The organism is Pseudomonas psychrophila HA-4 (assembly GCF_000282975.1).
GTDB lineage: Bacteria > Pseudomonadota > Gammaproteobacteria > Pseudomonadales > Pseudomonadaceae > Aquipseudomonas > Aquipseudomonas psychrophila_A.
In genome coordinates, this window is record NZ_ALJC01000006.1 from 1 (window position 1) to 25291 (window position 25291).

General features: G+C 59.8%; 29 protein-coding genes and 1 pseudogene. 4 read left to right on the forward strand and 26 right to left on the reverse strand.

The window, feature by feature from the left end; genetic code table 11:
* Together B347_RS26795 and B347_RS25495 are read left to right on the forward strand one after the other, a co-directional pair.
* On the forward strand, positions 1–188 hold a 188-nt coding region (locus B347_RS26795; RefSeq protein WP_033386806.1), incomplete at its 5' end, for a hypothetical protein.
* A 1147-nt stretch (positions 189–1335) separates the two neighbouring features.
* A complete protein-coding gene (locus B347_RS25495) occupies positions 1336–2049 on the forward strand; it encodes a hypothetical protein (protein ID WP_019407701.1) in 714 nt (237 codons plus the stop codon).
* Positions 2050–2295: 246 nt separating this feature from the next.
* Here the strand turns inward: B347_RS25495 and B347_RS0100155 are convergent, their stop codons facing one another.
* The 26 genes and pseudogenes from B347_RS0100155 to B347_RS0100280 all read right to left on the reverse strand — a co-directional run bounded on the left by B347_RS0100155 (position 2296) and on the right by B347_RS0100280 (position 22246).
* Entirely contained in the window at positions 2296–3183 is an 888-nt protein-coding gene (locus B347_RS0100155; RefSeq protein WP_019407702.1) for a hypothetical protein, read from the reverse strand.
* Positions 3184–3185: 2 nt separating this feature from the next.
* A complete protein-coding gene (locus tag B347_RS0100160) occupies positions 3186–4928 on the reverse strand; it encodes an SGNH/GDSL hydrolase family protein (protein ID WP_019407703.1) in 1743 nt (580 codons plus the stop codon).
* A 15-nt stretch (positions 4929–4943) separates the two neighbouring features.
* Positions 4944–5897: a hypothetical protein gene (locus B347_RS0100165; protein ID WP_019407704.1), complete on the reverse strand. Its 954-nt coding sequence runs from the start codon at positions 5895–5897 to the stop codon at positions 4944–4946.
* Positions 5885–6580 (reverse strand): hypothetical protein, encoded by a 696-nt coding sequence (locus B347_RS0100170; RefSeq protein ID WP_019407705.1) that lies wholly within the window; start codon positions 6578–6580, stop codon positions 5885–5887. The genes B347_RS0100165 and B347_RS0100170 overlap by 13 nt, the downstream gene beginning before the upstream one ends.
* Positions 6577–7128, reverse strand: coding sequence for a hypothetical protein (locus B347_RS0100175; RefSeq protein ID WP_019407706.1), 552 nt, complete (start codon positions 7126–7128; stop codon positions 6577–6579). The genes B347_RS0100170 and B347_RS0100175 overlap by 4 nt, the downstream gene beginning before the upstream one ends.
* The gene (locus B347_RS0100180; RefSeq protein WP_019407707.1) at positions 7125–8048 is read right to left on the reverse strand and encodes a hypothetical protein; all 924 of its coding nucleotides are present in this window, start codon (positions 8046–8048) and stop codon (positions 7125–7127) included. Before B347_RS0100180 ends, B347_RS0100175 begins: the two co-directional genes overlap by 4 nt.
* A complete protein-coding gene (locus B347_RS0100185; RefSeq protein WP_019407708.1) occupies positions 8045–8755 on the reverse strand; it encodes a hypothetical protein in 711 nt (236 codons plus the stop codon). The genes B347_RS0100180 and B347_RS0100185 overlap by 4 nt, the downstream gene beginning before the upstream one ends.
* A gap of 9 nt (positions 8756–8764) precedes the next feature.
* Positions 8765–10378, reverse strand: coding sequence for a phage tail protein (locus B347_RS0100190; protein ID WP_019407709.1), 1614 nt, complete (start codon positions 10376–10378; stop codon positions 8765–8767).
* Positions 10379–10386: 8 nt separating this feature from the next.
* The gene (locus tag B347_RS0100195; protein ID WP_019407710.1) at positions 10387–10980 is read right to left on the reverse strand and encodes a phage tail protein; all 594 of its coding nucleotides are present in this window, start codon (positions 10978–10980) and stop codon (positions 10387–10389) included.
* Entirely contained in the window at positions 10973–12148 is a 1176-nt protein-coding gene (locus B347_RS0100200; RefSeq protein ID WP_019407711.1) for a baseplate J/gp47 family protein, read from the reverse strand. Before B347_RS0100200 ends, B347_RS0100195 begins: the two co-directional genes overlap by 8 nt.
* Positions 12145–12462, reverse strand: a complete 318-nt coding sequence (locus B347_RS0100205; protein WP_019407712.1) for a DUF2590 family protein — start codon at positions 12460–12462, stop codon at positions 12145–12147. Before B347_RS0100205 ends, B347_RS0100200 begins: the two co-directional genes overlap by 4 nt.
* Positions 12459–14410: pseudogene (locus tag B347_RS25390) on the reverse strand (phage tail tape measure protein). Before B347_RS25390 ends, B347_RS0100205 begins: the two are co-directional and overlap by 4 nt.
* A gap of 6 nt (positions 14411–14416) precedes the next feature.
* Positions 14417–14557, reverse strand: coding sequence for a DUF6890 family protein (locus tag B347_RS26640; RefSeq protein WP_019407713.1), 141 nt, complete (start codon positions 14555–14557; stop codon positions 14417–14419).
* A 23-nt stretch (positions 14558–14580) separates the two neighbouring features.
* Entirely contained in the window at positions 14581–14868 is a 288-nt protein-coding gene (locus B347_RS0100220; RefSeq protein ID WP_019407714.1) for a putative phage tail assembly chaperone, read from the reverse strand.
* A 43-nt stretch (positions 14869–14911) separates the two neighbouring features.
* A complete protein-coding gene (locus tag B347_RS0100225) occupies positions 14912–15379 on the reverse strand; it encodes a lysis protein (RefSeq protein WP_019407715.1) in 468 nt (155 codons plus the stop codon).
* Complete coding sequence (locus tag B347_RS0100230) at positions 15376–15903, reverse strand: lysozyme (protein WP_019407716.1); 528 nt, start codon at positions 15901–15903, stop codon at positions 15376–15378. The genes B347_RS0100225 and B347_RS0100230 overlap by 4 nt, the downstream gene beginning before the upstream one ends.
* Positions 15900–16106 carry a hypothetical protein gene (locus B347_RS0100235; RefSeq protein WP_019407717.1) on the reverse strand — a complete coding sequence of 69 codons (207 nt, stop codon included), beginning with the start codon at positions 16104–16106 and terminating at the stop codon, positions 15900–15902. Before B347_RS0100235 ends, B347_RS0100230 begins: the two co-directional genes overlap by 4 nt.
* Positions 16103–16315, reverse strand: coding sequence for a TraR/DksA C4-type zinc finger protein (locus tag B347_RS0100240; RefSeq protein WP_019407718.1), 213 nt, complete (start codon positions 16313–16315; stop codon positions 16103–16105). The genes B347_RS0100235 and B347_RS0100240 overlap by 4 nt, the downstream gene beginning before the upstream one ends.
* Positions 16315–16767, reverse strand: a complete 453-nt coding sequence (locus B347_RS0100245; RefSeq protein WP_019407719.1) for a phage protein — start codon at positions 16765–16767, stop codon at positions 16315–16317. The genes B347_RS0100240 and B347_RS0100245 overlap by 1 nt, the downstream gene beginning before the upstream one ends.
* A 6-nt stretch (positions 16768–16773) precedes the next feature.
* On the reverse strand, positions 16774–17889 hold the full coding sequence (locus B347_RS0100250) for a DUF2586 domain-containing protein (RefSeq protein WP_019407720.1): 1116 nt from the start codon (positions 17887–17889) through the stop codon (positions 16774–16776).
* 11 nt (positions 17890–17900) lie between these two features.
* Positions 17901–18581, reverse strand: a complete 681-nt coding sequence (locus tag B347_RS0100255; RefSeq protein ID WP_019407721.1) for a phage virion morphogenesis protein — start codon at positions 18579–18581, stop codon at positions 17901–17903.
* Positions 18571–19017, reverse strand: a complete 447-nt coding sequence (locus B347_RS0100260) for a phage tail protein (protein WP_019407722.1) — start codon at positions 19015–19017, stop codon at positions 18571–18573. The genes B347_RS0100255 and B347_RS0100260 overlap by 11 nt, the downstream gene beginning before the upstream one ends.
* The gene (locus B347_RS0100265) at positions 19014–19484 is read right to left on the reverse strand and encodes a head completion/stabilization protein (protein ID WP_019407723.1); all 471 of its coding nucleotides are present in this window, start codon (positions 19482–19484) and stop codon (positions 19014–19016) included. The genes B347_RS0100260 and B347_RS0100265 overlap by 4 nt, the downstream gene beginning before the upstream one ends.
* Before the next feature lie 98 nt (positions 19485–19582).
* Entirely contained in the window at positions 19583–20302 is a 720-nt protein-coding gene (gpM, locus tag B347_RS0100270) for a phage terminase small subunit (RefSeq protein WP_019407724.1), read from the reverse strand.
* On the reverse strand, positions 20299–21318 hold the full coding sequence (locus tag B347_RS0100275) for a phage major capsid protein, P2 family (protein WP_019407725.1): 1020 nt from the start codon (positions 21316–21318) through the stop codon (positions 20299–20301). Before B347_RS0100275 ends, gpM begins: the two co-directional genes overlap by 4 nt.
* 1 nt (position 21319) lies before the next feature.
* Positions 21320–22246 (reverse strand): GPO family capsid scaffolding protein, encoded by a 927-nt coding sequence (locus tag B347_RS0100280; protein WP_019407726.1) that lies wholly within the window; start codon positions 22244–22246, stop codon positions 21320–21322.
* A gap of 163 nt (positions 22247–22409) precedes the next feature.
* Between B347_RS0100280 and B347_RS0100285 the strand changes: the two genes are divergently transcribed.
* Both B347_RS0100285 and B347_RS0100290 read left to right on the forward strand, forming a co-directional pair.
* Complete coding sequence (locus B347_RS0100285) at positions 22410–24458, forward strand: terminase large subunit domain-containing protein (protein WP_019407727.1); 2049 nt, start codon at positions 22410–22412, stop codon at positions 24456–24458.
* A complete protein-coding gene (locus tag B347_RS0100290; protein ID WP_026013906.1) occupies positions 24370–25248 on the forward strand; it encodes a phage portal protein in 879 nt (292 codons plus the stop codon). Before B347_RS0100285 ends, B347_RS0100290 begins: the two co-directional genes overlap by 89 nt.
* Positions 25249–25291: the final 43 nt, after the last annotated feature.

The following is a 25291-nucleotide window of genomic DNA, read 5'->3' on the forward strand; positions in this document are numbered from 1 at the left end:
GCACCACCGATCTTGAAGTCGGTGGGGTTTATGGAGCGCTTACGGATCTGTTGGCTTTAGCCTCTCCAATTGCCTACTCCAGCCCCTGCCTGAATCGGTTGAGCGGGGTGCAGAAATACCCGCCGGCCAGGAGGAAGAGGCTGGATGTAAACGGACGCAAAGATATACAGATCCTGATAGCCGTATAAGTGCCAATCCTAAAATCTGTGGGGGTCCGAAAAAAGAGTAATATTTGTAATATCCTCTCCGAAAACCAGCTACAGCCCGCGTAGATAAAGGCCTCCAGAGCTTTTGAGGAAAGGCGATATTTAAGCGATAGGAAGGCGATATTATTACCTTTCTATAAAGCTATATTTCCATTCTTTAAAACCCAATGAATCCGGGGGTTTGGCAGAAATATTACTTTTCATATCGCTTCATATTACCTTCCCTTGTAATACCGAGAGCCCAGTAAAACCGAGGCCTCCAGACCCATTGCCACCCCGTATAGCTGATATCGCTCTTTTTGAAACGACCACCCTCCCCTTAAGAATCAATCTCAATAAAACGACGTTTTTTCATAGAGCCTTGGTCGGCTGCATAAAGGCGAACCAAGTTGCAGATCGTGTTCAGCTCTGTGAAATCCATCAAATTCGCTAAAGCCCCCGCCAGCCATGGCTTGCAGAGAATTCAGCCTCTCTTCGCACACCATCAATCTCCGTTCAAAAAAGATCGCGTACGTTTTTGAAAACCCTCCGAAATCCACGTTTTAAAAGTTTCCACCCAATGAAACCGGGCACTCCAGCGTTATCCCTTCCATGACCGTCTTGCGTGCCGCCGTGCAACCGCCCTGCACTTTCTTTCAAAACTTTGCAATCTGTGAAATTGCCAATCCCCTGCAGAGCCCCGCGGCCCGCTTGGGCTGCAGGTTCGTTTGCACTACATCCGGATTTGCACAAAAAAAGGACGCAAAGCCCGTCGGCGGGAGGGGGATAAGTGCTTTTTCCGAAGTTTTTTTTATTCTGACGGGGATTTTTTCGCAATTGACCTCATGCGGCCAGATCTTCGTCATTTACCGGTGTGCCTGGCTGATCCACCAGTTCTGGCGGGCAAAAAAAAACCGCCTTATTAGGGGCGGTTTTCCGCAAGCGCAGTTAGTGGCTGGCTTGCTTTCCTCACAGGGCACTTTATCAAAGAGCTCGGCCCGGCGACTAATGGCTTTACCTACTTAAGGTGGTCAGACTCATACCTGTCTGGGCAATGAGTTCAGCCACTAATTTCTCTCCTAGCATCTGGTAACGGTGCCTAGAGGTGTTTAAGGTAGACATCAAACGCCATCAAACAGGAAATCCAAGCATGCTGCCCCTTGACGAATTAAATATAACAATTAGACGACAGATAAATGGTGATACGTCAAACGTGGAGTACTTGCTTGATGGTAAGCCAGCAAGACACAAACTCTTGCTTTCTAAAAGAGCAAAGCAAGCAGGAAACTTTAAACTAATCCATAAAGACCTTGAGTACGTCGAAAAGTCATTAGCCATATTGACCACAATCAACAGTTCGACTTTTTTCAATATAGACAGTAACGATGATATAGTTAAGAGATCTTTGTTTACTTCCAGCGTAATAACATACGGAAAATGCTTCGCTACTGGCGAGCTTAGAGGCGTTAAACTTGACATATCATTCATCAAAAAAATCTTCACCCCAAAGCTACTATCACGACACAAGAATATAATTGAAATTCGCAACAAATATATTGCCCACGCGAATACAGAAACGCACGAAAAAGCGCACACATTTATCGCATTCGACCATAATCCACCACCTAACCGTCAACCCCGGACATATACCCATGCGGAGTTCACAGCAGCCCCGCCCCTTGAAGTTACTCATGAGTTCTTGCAATTAACCACACTCTTAAAAAATCGAATAGAAGAAAAAATACGAGAACTTCTTGACGCCGTAATGGAAGAGCCAGAAACTAAAAAAATCATCATAGAGCAGGCGATTGCAGATCTACAAGAGCACAGCGACACAAATGGAATCGTTTGGAGTTTTATATAGCATCAAAAATGAAAAACCCGCTCGATACTCTCGATGCGGGCTTGATATGGGTGAGAGCGTCAGGGGGACAATCCTGTCCTTACTGAACTACCGACAGCTGAAACCGGGCCGCCGAGCCGTGCGCTACGCGGCGTCTCCAAGGGGAATCACGCCCCTTAGTGTTAGTGCGCTGGAACTATTTGGTAGTGAGCCTATGACTCGACCGCTCTCATAAAAAACACTCAACGTATCTGCGATTGAAATCCCCTACGGCAGCGTCGCTGGGCTGGTATAGGTATCGCCGTAGAACTTACCGCCCACCCCAAAGGCCTCCAGGAACATGGCGTAGTCGATGGCTTCGACCTCGGCGTAATCGCGACCGGATGCGGTCAAGTCCTCCATATAGCCCCGGTAAATAATCCGGCTTGGCGCTTTGTTGACCATGCCGCCCGCCCATGCACCGTCAGTACCCACCAGCAGGTTGATGTCCGTACCAGCACCCGGCCCGGTACCCACAACGCCCTGCACCCCGATGGAACCAAAACGGTTGTAGGGTGCTGCCAAAGGCTGGGCAGGTAGATCGCCGATGACTGGATCAGGTTTACGGCCTAACAGAGTTGCCCCATTCAGCGGCGACGGCAGGCCGCTTTCAAAGTTGAACAGCATGTTCGCAGTGGTCGCCCCAATGAAATGCATCGGTGACTGTGAGGATGTAGCCAGCGACTGGCGTGTAATGCGCGACCAGATGGACGCGTAGTATTTGTGCGTAGGGTTGGCCAGCACGTAATCACGGATAGCCGTAGCTGCTTTGATCCGGTACTGCGGGTTGCCGATCTGACCACCCGCCTGAGTGATGATGCCGTGCACGCCACCCTTGGTGGTGCGTTCAGACTTCCAGTACGCGCTGTTGACAGTCCCGCCGCCCACCACCAGACCAACAGCACTTTCAGCAACACCCAAAAGCGCAGCTGCCTTGTTGGCCAAGACATTGGGGATCGCCGCGTTTTGCGCTGGCAAGCCTGCGAACGCCCCAAACTGATGGTTGCCATCAAACAGAAACAGCGAACCGGCTGACTCGATTCTGTCCCGCGTAATGAGCTTGGGGGCGCTGCTGTCCGTGATGGTCACGCCGCGCAAACGTAGTAATTTACCCATGGTTATACCCACTCCAATTCTATAAGACGTTGAAAGACCACATGGCCCAGGATCGTGTAGCCCGCCGCCCCCCAATGCGTGGGGTCGACCCGTAGCGAGCTGGGCACGGTTCCGTTTGCCATATCGATGATGTCCTGCGCCGTGGGCGTGATGCCCGCGTCGGCCAGGCCGTACTTGACCATGTACTGACGGATCGGAATAAAGCGCCGACCAAACTCGGCAAACCATTGCGCATCTTCGGCATCCTGAGCCGAAGTTCCACCCGGCTTTGAGATCACTAGGTAACGCTTATCCAAAGCGGTCATTTGCTGAATGAGGGCCTTGGCGTCCTGAATGGCGCGGGTCGTGTCAGGGCCATTCTGGCCAATCCAGATAAGATAGATGTCACCTCGTGCCTCGATTCCGACATCGAGATACATCGGCATCGGGCGATTGGCGACGACTTCGGGCCCTGCTGTCGCGCGGGTGAAGTAATAGGTCAGGACACCGCTGGATTCTGTTCGCGAAAATGTCCCGGGCACCGCCCCCAAGCGACCGGTGTAAGTGAGGTAGCCTTGCTTAAGAGGTGCCGGCATTTGTCCATTGATCGGTAACAGAGTGATTTCAAAGGGCGTGGTCGTCGCCGGAATCACCTCTGCCACTGGCAGCACCATAAATGGGTACCCCCCCATCCGCGCCGTAATGGTCACACTCGTCTCGCCGCCCACACCCCGGTTCGTCACCGTCCCGGGATGCCCTGCTGCCGTCAGCAGACTTTGCAGCACGCCCGTGTACGTGGTGCCGTTGCCCCCGGCACCCTGCGTCATGGAATCGCCGGGCGCCGTAAAGTTGGGCCCGGAAACCATCTTGAGAACGCCTTGAGTCCCGGCGTTATAAGTGGACGGCGCGCCGCCGATATCGCCTGGCAGCTTTTCGATAATGCACTTCATCGCGTAAGCGCTCGGCTTGCCGTCAGACCCCGCCTCCAACCACAGGCGACGATCATTCTCGTCGGCGATGGCAAAGGACTGATCATTTAACTCCGAAAGCGCCTCGATACCGACCGCCTCAAGGGACTCTGCAATCGCTTTTCCGGTAATGCCTTCTGCAAGAACAGGGGAATTTTCTTGCGTCAGGGTCGCGCCGATTTTACGCGCCGCATAAGGGGTTGGCCCCCCATCCAAACCGGCTTCAATCCACAGTCGATGATCGTTATCGTCCACCGTGGAAAGGGCATACCCCGTCAAATCAGAGTCCATTTCCTCAATGCCAATTTCTTCAATAGCCTTCGAGTTCGGGTAGCTATCCAATGGCTCCGCGACCCCACCGCCTTTATTTTTGTAAATGGCCACGTATTTGTTCGGCTCAGGGCTGAGCACCTGAAAGTTTTCACCGGGTGAAGTGGTTGCCAATCCGTGAGCGATATCGTCTTTAACCCCCCCTGAAATAACTGCAGCGTCTTGGGCGGTCTCTGCACGCACGGCTGCCGCTTCAGCTGCTTCGACTGTTTCGGCCACATCATTGAACTGCAAGTGCAAGCGATAATCTCTAGCGCCGCTTACCACTCGTACATCGTACAAACCATTCGGTGCTGCGAGCTGAACCAAACCGTTCTGATCCGCAAAGAATGGGTTCACTAAAGCAATGCCATTGGACTTCAACATTCCTGGTACCGGGCTTTCAGTACCGCGTTGGTACAGATAACAGACCGCACCTGGAAGCTTGTTACCCTGGTCGTCCTGGGCAAAAAAGTTCTTTAATTCCACTTTGTATTCCTTCGATTAAGCGGTGATGGGCTTCAACTGCTCGGCCAGCGCTATTGCTTCGGCGGCCTTGGCGGTGAATCCGTCGGCATCTGTAGGGCTGGGATTTGGTCCAGGCACATGGGTATGGCTGGCCAGCTGCAGGTTCATCTGCTGCACCAGGTCAATCAGATCGCAGAGCACCTGCAGGACGTTCACCCCTTCGGACCCCAGCCAGGTCTTCTGAGCCAGGCTGCGGCGAACGCCTTGAATTCGCTCCTGCAGGTCGCCACCGATCGCGGCGTTGTACTTGCGGCCCACCACCAGGTTGAGGTCGCGGCCAGTGGCCTGATGTAGGTCGTCCACGGCGGCGAGACTGGCGGACCCGGCCGAAAGCAGCTTGAGCGCGCCCAGTGCCTCGATCTTCTTGATGCCGCCGACCGACTCGGTCGAGTGGTCGTCGACCTGCAGCGTGCTGCTCTGGTGCCGCTCGGTGTTGTTTAGGCTCTCGATCTCACGCTCGATCGACTGGTCCCGGATCCGGCCGTCCGTTTGACGTAGCCAGCTACCATCGGCCTCCACACGCTGCTGAGAGGCTTCGCTGTGCTGCCAGACTTGGTCGCCCTTGGGTACCTTCGGTAAGCTCAGACCGTGGGGCAGGATCGTTTGGATGTACGGCTTGTGTGGCAACCCGTAGGCAAATCCGACCACCACCGTAGTGCCCTCCTCCGGAAAGCCGAAGAAGCCCATCTCATCCCCACCCAACGGCACGGGCAGCGGCACGCCGGACAAGGTCGGCAGATCGGTGTCGGGCTCACCATCGACGCCCAGCACCTGCAGGTCCACAGCGAAGCGCGGGCGAAAGTCGTCGCAGATCCCAGCGCCGGTCGGTGCATCAGCCACACCGACCACCCGGGCAAAGCGCGGCAGGTGGTAAGCACCGGAAAGTTCAGGGAATGCGCGCTCCACGGCGCGGACGATCACGTCTTCCATCGGATGCCCATTTGATTGCCGGACAGCGTCACATGCGTGATGCGCTCGCCCTGGTTGATGGTTGCACCAGGACGCAGCCCGGGAAGCGCCGCGATCATTGCGCTCTGGTTGCCCTGGTAGTCGTTGAACAGCTCCACCGGCAGCAGCAGCGCCGATCGAGCGCCGAAGAAACTGTGAGCCCAACTGCCCACGAATACCTCGCCGTCGCCCTGCTGCTGCCAGATGAAGTCATCGATGGCGAACACCTTGGCCAGCGTGTCCATCGCCTGATAACCGCCGGCCAGGTTGTAGAAAAATGGGGCCTTGGTTCGGGTGTAGGGTTGGTCCGGCACACGGAACTTCAGGCCGGTCTGGTTGCTGATCTCACCTAGGACCGTGCGCAGGTCGGCATGACGCAGGTTCATCGGCAGCGGGCGGGCCAGAATGCCAGCCATCTCGCGACAGACCAGAACCTGCTCCACCTGGTTAGCCTGGGCGCAGCGCTCCACATACCCGAGAAAATGCCGCTGCAGCGGGTTGTCGTTGTAGCCCAGGTCCAGGGTGACCAGACCCTTGACGGCGGCCGGTGCCTGGATGGTGAAGGTCGCCCGGCCCGGGCTGCCGAGTGTCAGGCGCACATCGTCCTGGACCAGGTGGTAAGCCTTGCCGTCAATGCTCAGCACTTTGTGCAGCTTCATGCTCATGAGCCGCTCCCCAGCCACTGATCGACTTTCTTCAGAGTGGCCTCGAAGCCCGTCAGGCTCTGGGTTTGCTCGCTGCCGTCAGTACCGGAGGAACCGGCGGAACCGCTCACGGCTTGCCCCGGGGCAGACTGTTGGGAAACGCCATTACCGGCCCGGCGGGTCTCGACGCGCTCAGGGTTCGAGAGCTTTTCGGCCAAGGTGAACTGGATCCGCCAAGCGGCCAGGGTGTCGTCTTCGCGAGCGCTGACCCCGTCCGTGAATTGCACCTGGCGCACACCGAAGGCAGCGGCGGTGTCGTTCACGACTCTATAGGTCTTGAGCTGGCCACCGCCTTCCGTGGCTTCGGCCAGGCTCATCAGGGTGCGCAGTTGCTCGGCTTCTTTGTACCGAATCGTCAGTGCCACGGTCAGCGTTTTCGGTTTGAACCCGTTGTGCGCGGTGTCGCTGTTGCTGGTTTGGCCGGACAGGTCACCGCTTTCGATGCGCAGGCTGGCCGTCACCTTGAGACCGATACCGCGGATCTGTTCACCGTCGAGTAGCAGCGTCATAGACCAACCAACTCCCGAACGAAACTCAAACCTTTGAGCGAACCCACCAGCAACACACCGGCGGACAGTGGCCATTCATGTCCTGGAGCGTCACCGGACAGCAGATCGCGGCGCAGCTCGGCCGCGTTGCCGGGTCCGAGCAGGCGGGCGCACATCGTGGATTCGGCGGTACCGCCGGCGAGCAGGTTCTTGAGGTCGGCCAGCTGCTGATCGCGGGCCTGCGCCTGGGAGGCCTTGCGGCTGGCCAAGGCCTGCAGATCGGATAACGGCGAGCTGTCGGCCACATAGCTTTCCAGCATGGCCAACTGCCCCGCCATGCTCTGGCTGGCGGCTTTGGTGATCGTGCTGCGTTCCAGGGGTAGCGTTGACCAGCGCGGCAAGGTTCCAGCCGAAGGCAACTCCCACTTTTCCGCGTCCAGGGCGAACAATCGTTCAGCGCGCCGCTCAGCCCGCTGCAGGTCCGCGATTGGCATCAGTGCATTGAATCGCCCCAGGGTGGCGGCGAACTGGTCGTAACGCGTGCCCATGAACATCACCACCAGGGCGTATTGCTCGCCGCCGGGACGGTTGTCGTCGCTGGTGTCCTCGAGCTTGGCGCCGAGGTGACGCAGCAAGTTGGGGGCCGACAGGTAGCGCTGTAGACCCACGCCATGGCCCACATCGCTTTGGAAGGGGGTGACGGTCAGACACAACGGTGCCTCGCTCAACGACTCGCTGAGCGCAGCACGGCCGGATTCGACCACGCCTGCAGCAGCGGCGCCGACCGGTCCGGGCTCGGTGGTGGCCAGTGAACCCAAGCTCAGCAACCGCTCCGTCGTGCTGACCAGCTCGCCGCCGGCCATCGTCTTGGCCGCGTCAAGATCGCTCAGCCACTGGGTGGCCTGCTCGGGCCAACGCATCGTGACATTGGTCCAGGTCATACCGGCATCGACTCCCATGTCAGGGAGTTGATCGCGTCCAGATCCTGCGCCAGGCGTGCGGCCTGCAGCTGCACGATCAGGTCGGCCACCTTCTGCAGGCGCAGCATTTTGAACTCGGTGAATTCGTCGCTGACCTGACGCAACTGGGCGGCGGTGTGAGGCCGGAAAACCTTGATGCCTTGCTCGTCATAGCAGGCATAGGGTCCGTTCAGGCCACGCAGGGCCATACCGGTGAGGTTGACCTGGTCGTCCAGTTCGGTGGAGTAGCAGTAGCGTTCGCCCAGGGCGGTGGACCAAAGCCCACCGGTGATCTCGCGCTGGCAGGCACTGTTCAAGGCTATCAACTGTTCCTGGTAGCGCAGCTCAACCACCGCCGGTATGTCGTCAATCCAACGGTCACCGGTCCAGATCTGCCCCGGGCCTGGCACTTCCAGGGTGTAACCAGCCGGCAACGCACCCAGGCGATCGACCACGATCGGGGCGCGGGTCTGGGTGTTGTAAGCGGTCAGCCCCTGATAGGAGTCGATCAACTGCCAGCGCTCGCCGTCCCAGAGCGCGGCCTTGCGTTCAGGGATGACCGGCGGCGCAATCTCCACACAGCGAGCAGGAATCAACCAGACATCGGGCTCAAGCGGCGAGGCATCAGCGGTGGTTTCGCCGACGTAAATACCCAGGTGATCGGTTTGATAGACGGTTTTGATGGTCATGACTGGGCCTCAATACTTGATGCAGGCGAGGTAGGCGGTGTTGATAGGCCGGGTTTCAGCGCCACCCGTAGCGTTGACGGTGATGGCATGCGCGTGATCGCCCACGGCGTTGATGGTGATGTTGTGCGCGTGCGCGCCTGCTGATGTGGTGGTGGTTGCAAAGGCGGGGGCGTCAGTCCCGTTCAGCGGGTTTCGGGGTTCTCCCGGAGTGCCATAGTCCGCCCCGTCCGGGGTGAGGTCGCCGTAGTGGACGTTGTGGGTGTGCGCGCCCTGGGAGTCGCTCGAAGCACCGTGTGTATGACCGCCGGCGCCGGCGGAGCTGGCGGTGTGCCCGTGGCTCTGGAGAGATCCGTCCTGATCGCTACCCACCAGGCGGCCCACATCGATACCCCGGCCGTCGTCCCCAAACCGTGGAAACTTGGCGCGTGAATCTCGAAGATTGAACGTGGTGACGCCGTCGCCGACGCCGAACTTCGTGCCGATCTTGGCGAACAGGCGGGCATAGGCCACACGCGACACGGCCGCCCCGTTCTCTTTGAGCCAGCCAGGAGGTGCCGTTGCCGTGGAGAACAGGCCAGTCATCCCGACCATTTCTTCATCCATGACCAGCCTGAGCGCCTGCAGCGCTTTGGTCGTTGCCAGGATCTCGCTGCTGTTCGACGTCGGGTCGTCGCTCTTGGCGTTGGGCAGTTCGCCCAGGTCCACGTCGTCCTTGGTGGTTGCTCGAGCACGCAACAGCGGATAGTCACCCACGCGGGCGGCGAAGTGCTTCACCAGTTCCTGGGTGATCGGCTGGCTGGTCCGCAGGTCGGTGATTTCGCCCGAAGTGGCCACGCTGGCCACCTCCACCAGGTAGTGCTGGACACTGTTGTTGTCCTGGTAGTCCGACTTTGCATCGCCGAACACCACCTGCCAGGTGGCGAGCACATCGCTGGCGACTCGAGTCAGCGACACATCCAGCCAGGCCTTGGCGGGCAAGGCGGGTAGCTGGGTCAGCACGGGTTCAGTCAGCTGGACCCGAATACCCTCGACATAGGCCACACCAGCCTTGAGCTGGAACAAGTCGAAAGCGTTGCGTTCCATCTGCAGGCTGTCGGCCAGGAAGCAGGCGCGGCCAAACACGTCGCGGTTGCTCAACCGCTCGCGAGCATCGATGCCAGCCAGTCGCACCGTGAAGTCATGCTGCCAGGTGCTCGCATCCACCACGATGCCAGTCAACGCTTGGGCGCCGGTGAACTCCACCAGGAAGTTGCGAGTGAGGTTGTTGCCGATTTGCTCCGGCGGGATGTTCTTGCGCTTCTGCTGCAGCGGCACGTAGGCAACGGCGAACAGCACGTTTTCAGCCGTCTCCAGACCGATCCAGTTGAAGTCCCAGTCGCCAATGTCGGAACTGACCATCAAGCTGTAGATCACCTGGCGCGGGCTGACATAGCCTTTGCGGTTGACGTTGGCGGTGTAGACGATCTGCGCGGCAGGCGGCTTGCCGGCGGCGCGATCGACCACACTGGTCGGATCCAGACCAGGCACGTTCGCCAGGACGAAGCGCGCAACCTCCAGGACTTCCTGCGCCCCTTGTTTCTGGGCGATCAGGCTTTCGCCGGCGAGGGTAATGCTTGCTCCCATGGGTGCTCCTAAAGGGGGTCAGTAACAATGGTCACGATGGCCAGCTCGTTGATCTGCACCAGGCGAGGCGTTTGCTCGTCCAGGGCGGCGATCAGCGTTTGCTGGTCATCGTTGAAGTGGGCCACGCCAAAGCTCAGGGTCACCGGGGTGATGGTGACGAAGTCATAGCGGCGACAGGTTCGGCCGTACTGCTGCATCAGCACGCGCAGCAGCACTGGGTTTTCGCTCAGTTGGCTGTCGGTCAGGTGCAACAGCACCACGTCCCAATCCAGCCCGGGCATGCGCTCCTCGATCTCGACATAGCCAACGCCCAGGCGCTGGAAAATCCGGACCATGCCGGCCGTGCTACCGGCATCGACGGCGTTGATGAAGGCGTACTTGACCCGCAACCGATACAAGCGCTCGGGCTCGCCGTGGAAGCGCTGGATATCGCGCTGCCAGGCCAGCAGATCGAGCACGGACAGGTGGCACGTCTCGGCGTCCAGCTGCAGCAGCGGCCAGTTCAGCCAGCCTTCGGCCTTGCTCCACCACGACTGCGCGGCGGCCTTGAGCTTGGCCAGCTCCGGGCCATCCAGCCAAAACGGCAAAATCAACTTAAGCACCGATGGCCACCTCGACTCCGGACAGGCGCGGGATGGTCAATTCCGAGATGATGTCGGCGTTCTCGAAGCGCAAAGAGTCAATGCCCAGGAACTGCTCATGCAGCTCTTCGCCCAGGCGGCTGAAAGAAAACCGCGACTGCGGGTAGGTGACAGTCGGCTGGTAGTCGATGGCCGTGCTCTCGCGAAAGGCAGCGCGGATGAACAGCTCGATATCGCTGAGCAGTGCGGCATGCTGCTCGATACCCACCTGGGCCTTCGGCCAGACCGTCAGGCTGATGGTGTGCAATGTCTCGGGCATCTGCTGCACCAGGAGGTCATCGCCGTGGCCATGGTTGCCCTGGTCGCGGATGTAAGCATTGATTGTTTCCAGGTAAGTCGCCGCCGGCGCATCCGCTTCAAACAGCACCAGGGCATTGGCGCTGCCGGGGCCCCGGGGCGCGTTGTGCTCGAAGTAGACGCCATCAGGCTGCACGCCCGGAAAGGAGGCAATCATGGCGCGGTACACCGCATCGGTGTGCCACTGGTTGACCGCCGAGAACTGGTTGCGCGTGCGCAGACGCAGATCGTCGTCGTGCTCGGTATCTGCCCCGGGCATGGTCAGCCAGCCATCGGCGTTGACCACCTGGACCACGCCCGGTACCGGCTCCGGCAGAATGGAGAAATAGCCCGGTGCCAAGTTGAAGCCGCTGCCGGCTTCTTTGGCCACGGCCGGAACCAGCAACTGGGCCGCCCCATCGGCAAAGGTCGCTGCAGCGCTGGTCAGCAGCTCGTAAACGTTGCCGTTGATGGCGATCGACTGCACCCGGGTGCCGGCCGGAACTTCCAGCGTGCCGGCGATCGCGCTGCGGGTGAACAGCAACAAGCCTTCTGCCTTGGTGGATGGCTTGCGGGTGACGTCCACCGCCCAGGCCAGCATATCCAGCCACGCCTTCTCAGCCGTTTTCACGAAGAAGTTCGGCAGCACGGTGGCTACCAGGAACTCGATCAACCACATCACTGGCTTGGTCACCAGAGCGGTGACTACCCGCCAGAACGGCGACCAGGCGCCGGTGTTGCTCAGCTTGCTGCCCTGGGCGACCACTTCCGCTTCCCAGGCCTGGCGAAGTTTCGCCTCGGTGGTCGGGATGCCGGCATCGGCCAGCGCTTGCTTGAAATCTACGTCGCTCACAACACCACCTCGACGGATCCGAATGCTACGGTTTTTGCGGTGACCAGGTACTGACCAGGGGATTGGGTGATGATCCGGACGGTGCCCGGTACCAGGCGTTCATCGGTCTCCACCAGCAGCTCCAGCTGCTGGATGCAGTCGGCCTGGCGAAAGCGATCGCGCTCGGCGACCAGCGTCACCAACAGCCCGCTTTCGCGGATCATGTGGGCAATGTCCTGGGCGATGCTGGCCCGGTCCTCGACCAGCACGGGCTGGTTGGACGGGTCCAGCGTCAGGTCGTTGTTGGTGATCAGCAGGTCGATATAGAGGCTCATCCGGCCACCCCCATGCTGATCATGTTTTCCAGCTCCATCGGGGTCATGGGCTTGGCCGTGTGGATATTCACGTTCTCCACATGGGTGCCCTTATTCTGGGTCTGGGTGGTGTTCTGGATGGTCTTGAGCAGGCCGCCCTGGGGTACGGCTGTCGGCCGGTTCGGCGAGAGGCTGCCCACGCTGCTGTTCATCGACTCCTTGGCTGCCATGGCGCGATCGCCACCGTCAGGCAGCGAATCGGTCAGGCTGCCCAGGTGCGCGTCGATGCTCACGCCGGGGATCTTGTTCAGCATCTCGACCAGGCCATTGATCGCGTTCTGGAAGATCGACGCGATGCCGTCCCAAGCAGCCTTGGCCATGCTGGACCAGCCCCCCATGCTGCCGAACCAGTCCGATACGGCCTTCAACTGGTCGACCACCCACTTGAACGCCTCCGTGTTCATCAGCGCGGTGGTCCAATCGTCCCAGTAGTAAATGGCGGCAGCCACGGCTGCGACCAGGGCGACAACGCCCAGGACAATCAACAGGACCGGGTTGGCCATTAGCGCGCCGTTGGTGAGCCAGATCGCCGCCTGCCACAGCAACATCGCACCGCGAACCAGGCGACCATCGCAATCAGCCCAACGGTAAAGGCCGCGATCATGACCACGTGATAGAGGAACATCGCGATACTTTTGAAACCGGTCCAGGTCAGCACCTTCCAGATGGTGAGCATGGACAGCCAGACCATCTTGCTGGCCCCCACGGTGAAGGTCAGCAAGGCCATACCAGCGATCAGTCCCAACACCGTCAGCACGGTGATACCGACCACCCGCGAGATGTTCGGGAACAGCTGCGACCAGCGCAGCAGCGTGCCGGCGATCCCCGTCAGGCGCTCCATCAGTGGCGCAAGCATCGGAATCAACGCCTGGCCGAAGACGATGCGCAATGCCTGCACCGCCGCACCAAACTGCTGCCATGGGTCCACCATGGCCTTGGCCATGCGTTCGGCATTCTCCAAGCCGCGGACTTTCCCCAACTGTTCGATGCCATTACGCAGCCGGTCAGTGTCCTTGGCCAGGGCGCCGATCACCTGCGCACCCTCCCCGCCAAACGCATCCATCAGCTTGGCACCGGCGGATGCGCTGGTAAGGTCGCCATACTTGCCTTCCAACTTGGCCAAGATGTCCAGCATCGGCAGAGCCTTGCCCTGTTGGTCGGTGAATTTCATGCCCAGCTTTTCAGAGGCCGCACCGATGTTCTCGAAGAACGCCTTGTAGCGGCCGCCGGCATCGCCGCCTTCCATGGTGCTGCTGAGCGAGCCGATCACCGCCATCTGCTCGGCCAGGTCCACGCCGGCGGTGGTGGCGATCGCGCCGACTTCCTTGAAGGCATCCTTCAACTGGGCGCCATCGGTGCGAAACAGCTGTACCGCCAGCGCTGTCTGCCCACCCAGCTTCTCTACCCAGGTGTTCTTGCCCATGGCGTCCGCCTGGGTCTTCTGCAGGTTGTAGAGGGTGCCGACGTAGTCGCTCATGGTGTCGGCGTCGGACTTGGTGGCCTTGGCCAGCAGGTTGCTGGTGTTGGTGAACACCGCCAACTGGTTGCCGGCCAGACCCTTGATCGCGCCATCGATCTTGTACGCCGAGGCCACAAAGGCCTGGGCGTTCTCGCCGTAGTCCACGGAAAACTGCAGGGACTTCTGCTGCAGCGACGTCAGCGCGTCCTCAGCCACGCCCAGGGAGCGAACCTCGCCCAGGGCGCGGTTCATCTCCAGGGCAGGCTCCAGTGATTCAGTGATACCCGTGGCCGCGCCCCAAACACCGGCCAGGCCGACGCCCATCTGCTTGATGTTCTCCTCGCTCTGATCAGCGAGCTCGGAAAAGCTCATCTTCACCCTGGCCAACGGCGCGGTAACCTTGTCAGTCAAGGCAAGGATGAAATCGAGACGGGAGCTGCGATCTGCCATGGTTCTCTATCCGTTAAACGCATGGGCAATGCCGTTGGCTACGGCGATTTCCATGCGTTTCCAGTGTTCGTCTTCCAGCCACTTGGCCGTACCCATGTTTTCGATCGTGGGTTCTGCACCAGGTAGCCAGCGATTGGTCAGGGCCATCAACTGGCCCAGGCCGTCTTCCTTCAGGCGCTCAGCGTGGCTGAGCGCTTTTTTACGATGATGTCGATGTCAGGGGCATACTCCTCGAGCAGAGAGCCCACCAGCTGCATGGTCATGACCGGGTTTTTCAGAAGCTCCTTGAGGGTGGCGCGCTCGTCCTGGTGCACAGTGCCGACCAGGAGGTTGTGCGAGGGCGAGACCTTGTTGTTGGCGGTCATGCTGTTGAAGTACTTGGTCACGTCCTGCGGGGTCAGGGTGAAGTTGAATTCCTGCTCGCCCACTTCCAGGGTGATTTCGCGGCGTTCGGTCATGGCTGTTGTTCCATTGGTTCAGGTTTAAAGGGGTCCACAGCGGCTATCGCTGACAAACCTTGAGAATGTGGTCCTGCAGGCCCAGCACCATCGATCGGGTCAGGGCGAGCTGGTTTCGGAGGGTGAAATAATCCGATCGAGCGTCTGCTGCGAGTTCGGCGGTTCCTGCATCAGCCAGGCTGCCGGCGCCGGAATCGGTGGGCACTGGGGCTGGGCAGGTAGCTTTGACGCGCAGCCGCTGACGGCCATCGTCAACAGCGCGCTGCAGGCGAAGGTTGTTGTCTTTCTCATCGTTTAGCTCCTGGGTACGCTGCAGGTCGATTGCATCGCGATTGGCCAACATCTCGCCGCTGACCTTGGCGGCCTCGCGCAGGCCGGTCAGTTCGTACTGGGCGGTGTCGAGTTCGCGGCGCGCTTCGTCGCGCTGATCGGCCACCAGGTCGAAGCCGACCCAAGCCAATAGCCCAATCAGGAGCACGAAAAGCACCAGGCGCACGGGGGAAATAGTCATTGAATGCAAAGCTCCGCTTCCGCCAAGCGCCGGTTGTGCAACCCAGGTACGAACAACTTGCGGCCCTGGGCATCGGTGACATACGCCCAGACCGGGGTTTTGCCATCAGCGCCCCAGGCCAAGGCCTTGCAGCCTTCGGCAATGCGTCCGGCGTTGATCAGGCCCACTGCACGACTGGCGCAGGTGCTGGGCACGCCCACGTTGTGGCCATGGCTGCTCAGCGCGTCAAAAGTGTTTTGACCGACCTTGGGGTTGGTCAGGCAATCGGCCAGGGCAAGCTGCCCTTTCTCGATCACCAGCTGCTCCACCTCAGCGCAACGAGCCGCTGACCAGTAGTCACCGACAATCACGGGATAAGGGCTGGTGTGGCGGGTGATGCCCTTGCACACAGTGGGCAGACCACGGGCCAGCTTGTCCGGATACACGACGTTTTGACCGTCGCCTTCCCACTTGCCCAGAAAGCCGATCAAAGTGGCGCTGGCCAAGGCAATGGCGCCGGTGGCGATCTTGTTGCGCAGGTTCATAACTTGCGCTTCCAGTCGCGCAGCATCTGACGGTACTTAGGGGCCAACAGCAAAATCTGCAGCACCATGTAGAGCGCGGTCAGCATGTAGGCTACTGCCGACCAGTCGACGGCACCTGTCGCACCGGTAGCAGCCACGCCGATTGCCGGTGACGCCTTTACGAATGCAATGGCGGTGTCCTGAGCGGCCTGATTCGTGCTCATCGGCGAACCTCTTTCTCAAAAATTGACTGGCATGGCACGCAACGCAAGATCCCGCCGAGCGCCTGGCGCGCTTTTGGGATCTCGCCGTCACAGTCCAGGCATTCGCTACGGCTTGGCCCGTTCGGGCGCGGCTGGGCCAACTGGGCGGCAATAGCCTGGTCACGTTGGCGTTGCTCCGTTGCCTGGGCGCGATCGAACGGGCAAGTCATCAGCTCAGCCCCTCAATCTCGGTAGAGTCGAGATAAGGCACGCCATTGATGTGGACGAAGTCCGGGCTGGTGACGTCGAACGGCACCTTGTGCTTGGACGTCTCCCCGCCTTTGGTATCGATGTTGAGCAGGCTCGATACGCGCAACTTGCAACCGAAGGCCTCCACACGCAGCTCGTCCACGGGGGTCTTGGCGAAGAACACCATGTCGAACGTTTCCAGCGCCCGGAAACTGCCGGCAGTGCGTGCAGCGTCGATCAACAGGTTGAAGTTGGCGGTGTCGAATTCCATCTCGCCGCCGGCGGCCACGTCGCCGTCAACGTGCCCATTGGGCACGCCTCGCGATTGCGCCACGGCGGTGTTGTCGGTGATATCCAGGGTGCAGGTTTGGACGTGAATCAAGCTGTCGCCCAGGTTCACGTCGAAGTTTTTGCCGCCAATGCGTGCAGACATGCGGGATTACTCCGAATCGTCGGTGGAAAGGTCGAGGGCGATGTTGGCCGTCAGATCCTTGGGGCAGTTGTGCGGCCGCAGCGTGATGTAGGCCTCGATCTTGGTCTTGCTCTGCCAGACCAGGACAATGTCGCCGTCCTTGGGTGGCTGGATCTCGCCGGGGAACACCTGGCCTGCGAAGGTCACGGACTTGGCCATGGCCCGCAGCGGCGCCATCAGCGCGCTGGTGTTGGCGGCCATGCTGTTGGCCGTGTTGTTCAGGCGGCGATCGCCCACCCGCTGGATCAGCAGGATCCGCACCTTCCGCGCCGCCTTGTCGGCCAGGCGCAGGTACTCGACCACCTGGTAGTCGCTACCTGGGGCATCAAGCATGTTGGCGTCGGCCCAGAACACGCCGGGATAGTCCGGATAGGTCTGAGTGACCGAGAAACGCGCAGTGTCCAGCTCGGCGCGGATCGCGGAGGGCAACGGGATCGACTCGGAGTCGACCGGAACAGCGCCCAGGCCAAGCACGGCACCGGTGGCCACGCGCATGGGGCTGTCGGCAATGCTCACGGCCGCGTTGGCCAGGCGGCCAGCCAGCACGCCCTGGTCGTTGCCGTGCAGCAGCGGCACGACACACACACGCGGTGCCGCGATGCTGTCGGTGATCTGGCGTTGTTCGGCCAGGTACTGCGTCCAGGTCTGCACCAGCTGGATACCGGCGGTGGCCGCAATCACAAAGGCGCGGCGACCGTAGGTGTTGTTCAGAGCCACAGCCGCGTCATGCATGGCGGTCAGCTCGGCACCAGTGGTCACCGGCTTGGTGATGATAATCGCCTCGACCGAATAGCCTTGCTGCTGAGCGTGAGTCAGTGCGTCTTGCCAGTTGCCATCGGCAGCGATCGGCGCGGCCAGGCAGGCCCAGCGGTCGCCACCATTGGCGCGGGCAGCGGTGACCTGGGTTTTCAGGCTGCTGTCGGGAATGCCCAGCTGGACCGCAAGGTCGCTCTGGGTGTTAAGCGGAATGAGCTGGCCGACGTTTTTAGCGCCTGGCCCGATGAAGAGGAAATAGCGCTCGATCTCGGTCACGGCACCTTGGCCGAGGTTGAGATTGTTGACGCTGACTTTGCCGAGTGCCATGCAGTGCCTCGCTAGCGGGGTGAGTTGAGGATTTGTTGCAGCACCTGGTTGAGCAGCAGACGGGTGTCGCGCTCAGTGCTTGCGCCGAGGAACTGGCGTTTGGGCAGGGTGATTTCCCAGCTTTGCTTGCCGGTTGATTCGGATTGTTCTTCGCTGAGGATGCGGATCAGCAGCCCGGCCTGGGCGTAGTTCACATGCTCCAGGATCCAGGCCACCGGGGGCCGGCTCAGACTCTTCTTGCCCGCTTGGCGCACCTTGAAACCCAACCGACGCAGGCGCTTGGCCTGCTTTTCGGTAGCAGCCAGGCCTTCAGGAACCCGGTTCCAGCGCTTCATCTGGGCAGCGGTGCGACGTTCGGATGTGCCGTTATGCTGCTGGGCAGCGACCCAGCTGGTCAGCGCATTGCGCCAGCCCAGGACAGCCTGGTCAGGCGTCACGCTGGTGACCTGCAGCAGCTTGCCCAGGCCGGCTTCCATCTTCTTCTTGCCCTTCCCCGGATTCTTGCGAGCTTCGAAGGGCGAGCCGTCCAGGTTCTGCTGGTTGCGGATGTTCTTGCGGCTCATGGTGCGTACGCGCTTGCTGACGTTGTTCAGCAGCCGCCGGCGCAATTGCGGCGGAAGACTGAGCAATGCCAGTTGCTCACGCACGCCCAGTTGGCCACGCACGTCCAGCTCAAAGGTGCTACGCGCCATGGGTGGCCACCTCGCCCTGCTCCGCGACCCAGAGGACAAACGGGATGAATGACCAGGTGGTGTCGAACGCCTCGATCTCGCCGGCCGGATCTTCGGCGAGATACTGCGGTTCAACGAACTCCAGGGTGATTTCGACGTCGGCCAGGTCCTGGTCGAGCATCTCGATGGCGAATGCCGGAGCGGCCAGATCTTCATCGCGATCGGGGTCATTGCTGGCCAGCCAACTGCCCACCAATGCCATCAGTCGGCCAGGGTGATCGGCGAAGCGCTCCATGATGATGACAGCGCGATAGCGCATATCACCCATGTGCAGACCGGCCACGTCCGGCTTCCAGATCAGCTCCAGGTTGACCTGATCAGTGAAGCTGTCGAGCTGCTCAGGCAGTACCAGTTCGCGCTCGATCAGGTAGGTGGTAAGCGCGCGCAGCTTGTTCATAGCAGCGCCGCCGTGATGCGGCCACGGCCCTGCAGCGTGCGGACGGCCTGCTGACTGAAGGCCAGGAAGGTTTCCTTGCGCTCGGGGTCTTCTTTGCCGGTGTTCTCGGCGATTTCCCGGCGGGTGACGGTGGCGAACTGGGGCAGCAGGCTGGCTTTGGCGCGGGTGTAGACGGCGCGCTTGTAGAGCATGACCTTGTAGGCGTAGCCAAATTCGGCAGAGGTAGCCACGCCAGCTACAGCCTCTAGGTTCGATACTCCAGAAACCTGCAGGACGGATTTCACGGTGGCCAGATCGGTGTTCACCTCGATCATGGCCGTGGTCAGCTCAGTGACCAGCAGCTCAACCAGGTACTCCGCCGGCAGGCGGTACCCCTTCTGGAACTCGGACACGGAGAGGTTCGGCCAGAAGCCGTCATTCTCAATTGCCTGCTCCACAAAGGTGGTGGGTTTCCCGGAAAAGCTCATTGCTGGGCACTCAAATAGAGGCGAGAAAACTGCTTCAGTGGGTCAGGCCATAAATGGTTGGCTCACATCCACAGTTTCTCGCCGGGGGGGGTAGTCGGTTATTCGGTGGCCGGTTTGGCCGGTTGTTTTTTCAGTGCACGCAGGCAGTTTTCGACGCGGGTACCCACGCCGGCACTCGGATACAACTCAGTGGCGCGTTTAAAGTGCAGTAGCGCGGTTTCCCACTCTTTGGCCTCCATGGCGCGGATGCCGATCAACTTGTGGCACTTGGCTGGAATCTGCTCCGTCAGATCCCATTCACCATCAACACGGGGCAACAAGTCAGACAGGTAAGGCTCCGGGCTGCGCTTGGCGTTGTATTCCGCGTAAGCCCAATCGATCACGGCATCTGCGACAAAGGTCTGAATGTCGCGGCGCTTAAATCGCTCAGGCATCTCCTGCCCCTGCTCCATCGCAAAGTCGGCCAGCTCCAGGCCGTCTTCGAACTGTTCGGTGTCGAACAGCCAGACCATCACCTGCACCAGGACGCGATTCGGAAAGTTCATGCCCGATTCGCAGTAGCGCTGTACGTATTCCTGGTACTTGGGTAGCAGCTCGTCACGCTTGAGCGATTGGCGCCCAGCCAAGCCCTTAATGGCACTCAGCCGTTCAAGGTCTTGATCCAAGGCTGCTTCCTGCAACATCAGATGCTTGCGGGCATTGGCCGGGCTGCTCAGGGCATCGGAAGGCGAGTACGCCACCGGTGCACCTGCAGCAGCGGCTACTGCAGCAACACCCACGGCCAGGGTGCGGCGCTTATGCGCCAGGGCCAGACTCACGCCACCAGCTCCACGTTTTCGGTCAGCGCGAATTTCTCCAGCTGCTCGATCACGTAACCTTCATTGCGGCTGTTGTAGTCCTCGACGCGGGAGCGTTTCGGGTTATCCACCGTCTGTTTGCGCCAGCTGGAGTCCTGGAAATAGATCGACAGGTTGTCGAAGCTGGTGACCAGTACGGCATTGACGGGGAAGAACGGCACACTGAACGCCGGCATGCCGCCATAGGTGGCGATCACCTGGGCCTCTTCAATGCGTTCTTTTTCGGTAGGTACATCGCCTTGTTTGGCGTAGAGCTTGGCCTTGTCGGCTGCCAGCAGGTCGGTACCAATGATTGCTACCAGGTCGCCACCGTCGCGAAGGCGCTCGTCCACCATTTGCTTGGTGTCGTGTACCAGGGCATCGAGGTTGGCGTAGTCGCCGCCCACACCCAGCAGCACCTTGCCAGCAGTCTTGCCTTCCTTGAGCACCTGAGCCGGGATCTGTTCGCGGGCCTGCTGCAGCCAACCCTTGTTCACGTCCTGCAGCATTGGGTTTGCGGCGATATCGGTCTGCGCGGCAGCCGAGGTGCCATGGAAACCAATCATGATGCGGTCGAGAGCGATCTGCTTTTGCACAGCCGCGGAATAACGCTGGTGAAAGTCCGGAAACTTCGCCCAGGCGTCAATTTTCGCGTATGGCATCCCCACATCGGATTCGGTGGAATGCAGTTCGTAAGTGGTCTGGTCCAGCGCCGAAACATCTTTGGCAATGCGATCAGAGGTGTTGGTGTTGGTACGGCCAGTGACCGGACCGGAAACACCGATGAACACCTTCTGACCTTTGATCTCGGTCACCGGGATGATGTTGATGCGCTGCAGGAAGTCCGACTTGGCGGTGATCGCGTCGTTCAGTTCCTGGGCAATGGTCGGATCGACACTGAATTGCTTGCTGGCCAGCTCAACACCGTAGTTTTCGGCGATATCGAGCAGCAGCTGTGCAAACATCTTGGCGCCGTACGCGCTCAGAGAATACGCCATATCAAAGCACCCGCTTTTTGGTGGTCGCCGCTGGACCAGTGGTTTTTGGCAGCTGACGCCCGGTAGCGGTGTTCTGCAGGGTGGTGAACTGCTTTTGCAGGTTCGACAGTGCGGCCAGCACGGCCTTGTTGGAAGCACCGCCGTTACGAGCGAATTCGCGATCTGCTTCTGCAGTAGTGACGATCTCGTCCACTGCAGCACTCACGTCGTCGATCGGGGCTTGATCGGGTTCTGGTGCATCTGCGGCTGCAGGCTCAATCACGGCCTGAATGCCGGCGGCGACAACCAGCAGCTGCGCCAGCAGGGCTTTTAAGGCCGTTGCAGTAGCTTCATCCATTGGGGGTTTGCTCTCGGTTGGGGGGTCGGTTTTGTCGTCGGCTGCTGGGGGCTCGACAGCGAAGCGCTTGAATAGGCTGGTGATCATCGTCGCCAGCTTGACGAGCTCGCCTTGGGGCTTTTCTTCATTCAAGTTGCCCAGCTCAACAGAGGCGGCGTAGTACGCGGCTTTGTTGGTGCGGTTCGAAAAGTACAGTTCCTGGGTGCCCAGGCTTGCCGGTTGATCGGTGACGGCCAGGCCGGTGAGATAGGCTTTGCCGGAGTTTGCGAAGTTCGGGAGGATCTCGACGCTGGTGAACAGTTTTTCGCCCTGATCGTTGAGCCAAAGCAGCTTTTGGTTCGGCTTGAGCTGGGCTTCTAGCGCAACTTGGCCAGGCTCCAGATCATCTGCTTCCTCCACCAGGCGCACCGCAAATACAGTGCCGTGGGAGCCGCTCCAGCGTTCGTGCTCGGCCCAGATCACAGCCGTGTATTTGGATGGTGAGTACGTCTCAGCGACATCGCGCAGTTCCTGGGGAAGGATCTCTCGGCCATCTACGGTCGGGCCGCTGGTGGCGACACGTTTCCAGAACGAAACAAGGGAACGGGGCATGGGCGATAACTGCGCTCAATCGGTGATTTGAGCCGCCACGATATGGAGCCGTTGAGCTCTGAACAAACGATTCAACTGCGCGCTCCTCCTATATTCGACTTATAGGAGGAACGCGGAATTTAACACCGCGTTTACTGCGTTTTCGCCGCATAGACTGCGGCCCATGCTCTACTCAACCGAAGTAAAAGAAGCCGCTAAACGCCTGTTTCTACGCCGCTGCAAGGCGAAGGAAATTCAGGCGCAACTCAACCTGCCTAACATCCGGATCGTCTACTACTGGATTCGCCAGGGTGGTTGGGAAGACATGCTGTCGGATGAAGAACCGCTGACGGCGATCGGCCGGCGTATCACCCTGCTCCTGGACAAGACCACAAGTCTGAGCAAGGACGATCTGAACGAACTGGACCGGCTGACCAGCATTCGCGAACGCCTTCTGAAACAAGCGGCCAAACCATCGCTGGCACCAAACTCAGACGGTCCGGTTGAGCCCCAAGAACGCCGCCAGGCCTCACGTGGGGAGCGCTCCGGTCGAAGGGATAGTGGCGAGAAGAAACGAGAAAAGAAGGCCAAGAACGATATCAGCGGCCTGACCGAAGTGGACTTCCTGGATAAGTTCATCTCCAAGATGTACCGCTACCAGCAGGAACTGTTCGCGGCCAAGCAAAACCCGCTGACCTGCCGGATCCGGAACATCCTCAAAAGCCGCCAGGTGGGTCTGACCTACTATTTCGCCGGCGAAGCGTTCATGGACGCGGTGCTGTCCGGCGACAACCAGGTGTTCCTGTCGGCCAGCCGATCGCAATCGGAGATTTTCCGCAGCTACATCATCCAGTTTGCCCAGCAGTGGTTTGGCATCGAGCTGACCGGCAACCCCATCACCCTCAGCAACGGCGCCGAACTGCGCTTCCTCAGCACCAACAGCAGCACCGCCCAGGGCTACCACGGCCACGTTTATGTGGACGAGTACTTCTGGATCCGCGACTTCGAGAAACTCAGCACCGTGGCCAGCGCCATGGGCACCCACAAGAAGTGGCGCAAAACCTACTTCTCGACGCCCAGCGCGGTGTCACACCAGGCCTATCCGTTCTGGTCCGGCGAAGAGTTTCGCAACAGCAAGCGCGGCAAAAAGGCCGGCGGCACCTGGCCCGTCGAAGCGGCGTACACCCAGGGCGCGCTGTGTCCGGACGGCCAATGGCGCAAGACCGTCACCATCCAGGATGCCATCGACGGGGGTTGTGATCTGTTCGACCCCGAGCAGCTGCAGTTGGAGTACGACGAGGACAAGTTCCAGCAGCTGTTCTATTGCAAGTTCATCGACAGCTCGCAGAGCGCGTTCGGCCTGAAAGACCTGGAGCGCTGCTACTCCGACCTGACGTTGTGGGAGGACTACAAGCCCGACGACGATCGCCCCTACGGCAACAGCCCCGTCTGGATCGGCTACGACCCCAGCCGCACTCGCGACGACGCCACTTGCGTGGTCATTGCCCCGCCACTCGAAGCTGGAGCGAAGTTCCGCATCCTGGAGAAGCACAGCTGGCGGGGGCAGTCGTTCAAGTACCAGGCCGAACAGGTCAAGAAGCTCACCGAGCGCTTCAATGTGCAGCACATCGGCATCGATACCACCGGCATCGGTTACGGCGTGTTCGACCTGGTGCGCGACTTCTACCCACGGACAACGTCGATTCACTACAGCCTGGAAACGAAAAACACGCTGGTCCTCAAGGCGCAGGACACGATCCAAGGCAGCCGCATCGAGTGGGATGCCGGCTGGACCGATGTTGCCCAGGCGTTCCTGACCATCAAGCGCGGCACCACCGGCAGCGGCCAGATCACCTACAGCGCTTCGCGCACCGAAGCCACCGGTCACGCCGATATTGCCTGGGCAATCATGCACGCCCTGGCGAACGAACCCTTGAACACGAACAAGCGGCGCCGGAGCCGCTACATCACGAGCGGAACCCATGCCCAACCGACGCAAAAAGCACCAGGTCAATCAGCAGCCACGCCAGCAACAGCCAATGCGCATGTTCACCTTCGGGGAACCCGAACAGGTGCTCAGTGGCAACATCGGCGAGTATGTGGGGGTGTTTCCCAGCGACGACGGCGAGATCTACAAGCCGCCAGTGTCACGCACGGGTCTGGCCAAACTGTTGCGAGCCAACGCGCACCACGGCGCCATTCCGAAGTTCAAACGCAACTTGCTGTTGCGTGAGTTCATCCCTTCGGACGGCTGCAGCGCTCAGACCATGGGCCGCGCAGGTCTGGACTACATGGTGTTTGGCGAAGCGTACCTCTACCGGGATACCAACGCTTTCGGCCAAGTCCTGGAGCTGCAGCACCTTCCAGCGATCAACATGCGGGTCAAGGTAGGTGGCGGCTTCAGAATGCTGCTGCCGGACAACAAGTTTATGGACTTCGAACAGGACGAGATCGAGCACGTCATGGACTACGACGTGGAGCAGAACATCTATGGCATCCCGGACTACTTGGGCGGTCTGCAGGCGCTACTGCTCAACGAAGCAGCCACCCTTTTCCGCCGGCGTTACTACAGCAACGGCGCGCACGCGGGTTACATCTTCTACACCAACGACCCGGATCTGACCGAGGAGGACGAAGACAATCTGCGTGCCCAGATCAGCTCCAGCAAGGGTGTGGGCAACTTCCGCTCGATGTTCGTCAACATCCCCAACGGCAAGGAAAACGCCATTCAGATCATCCCGGTGGGCGACTTCCAGGCCAAAGACGAACTGGAAAAGGTGAAGAACATCACGCGCAACGACGTGATCGCCGCCTGGCGTATGAACCCCGCACTGGCCGGCATCATCCCGGAAAACAACGCCGGCTTTGGTGATATCGAAAAGATCGATCGGGTGTACACCAGCAATGAAATCCGGCCGATCTGTCAACTTTTCGACCAGGTGAACGACAGCTTGCGAGGTGACAGGCGAATTAGCTGGAGAAATCCTGATTATGCAGATGATTCAACTACATCCAGTGCTTAGCTAAGAGATTACCACTACATACTGTGGCAATATAGCGGCGATT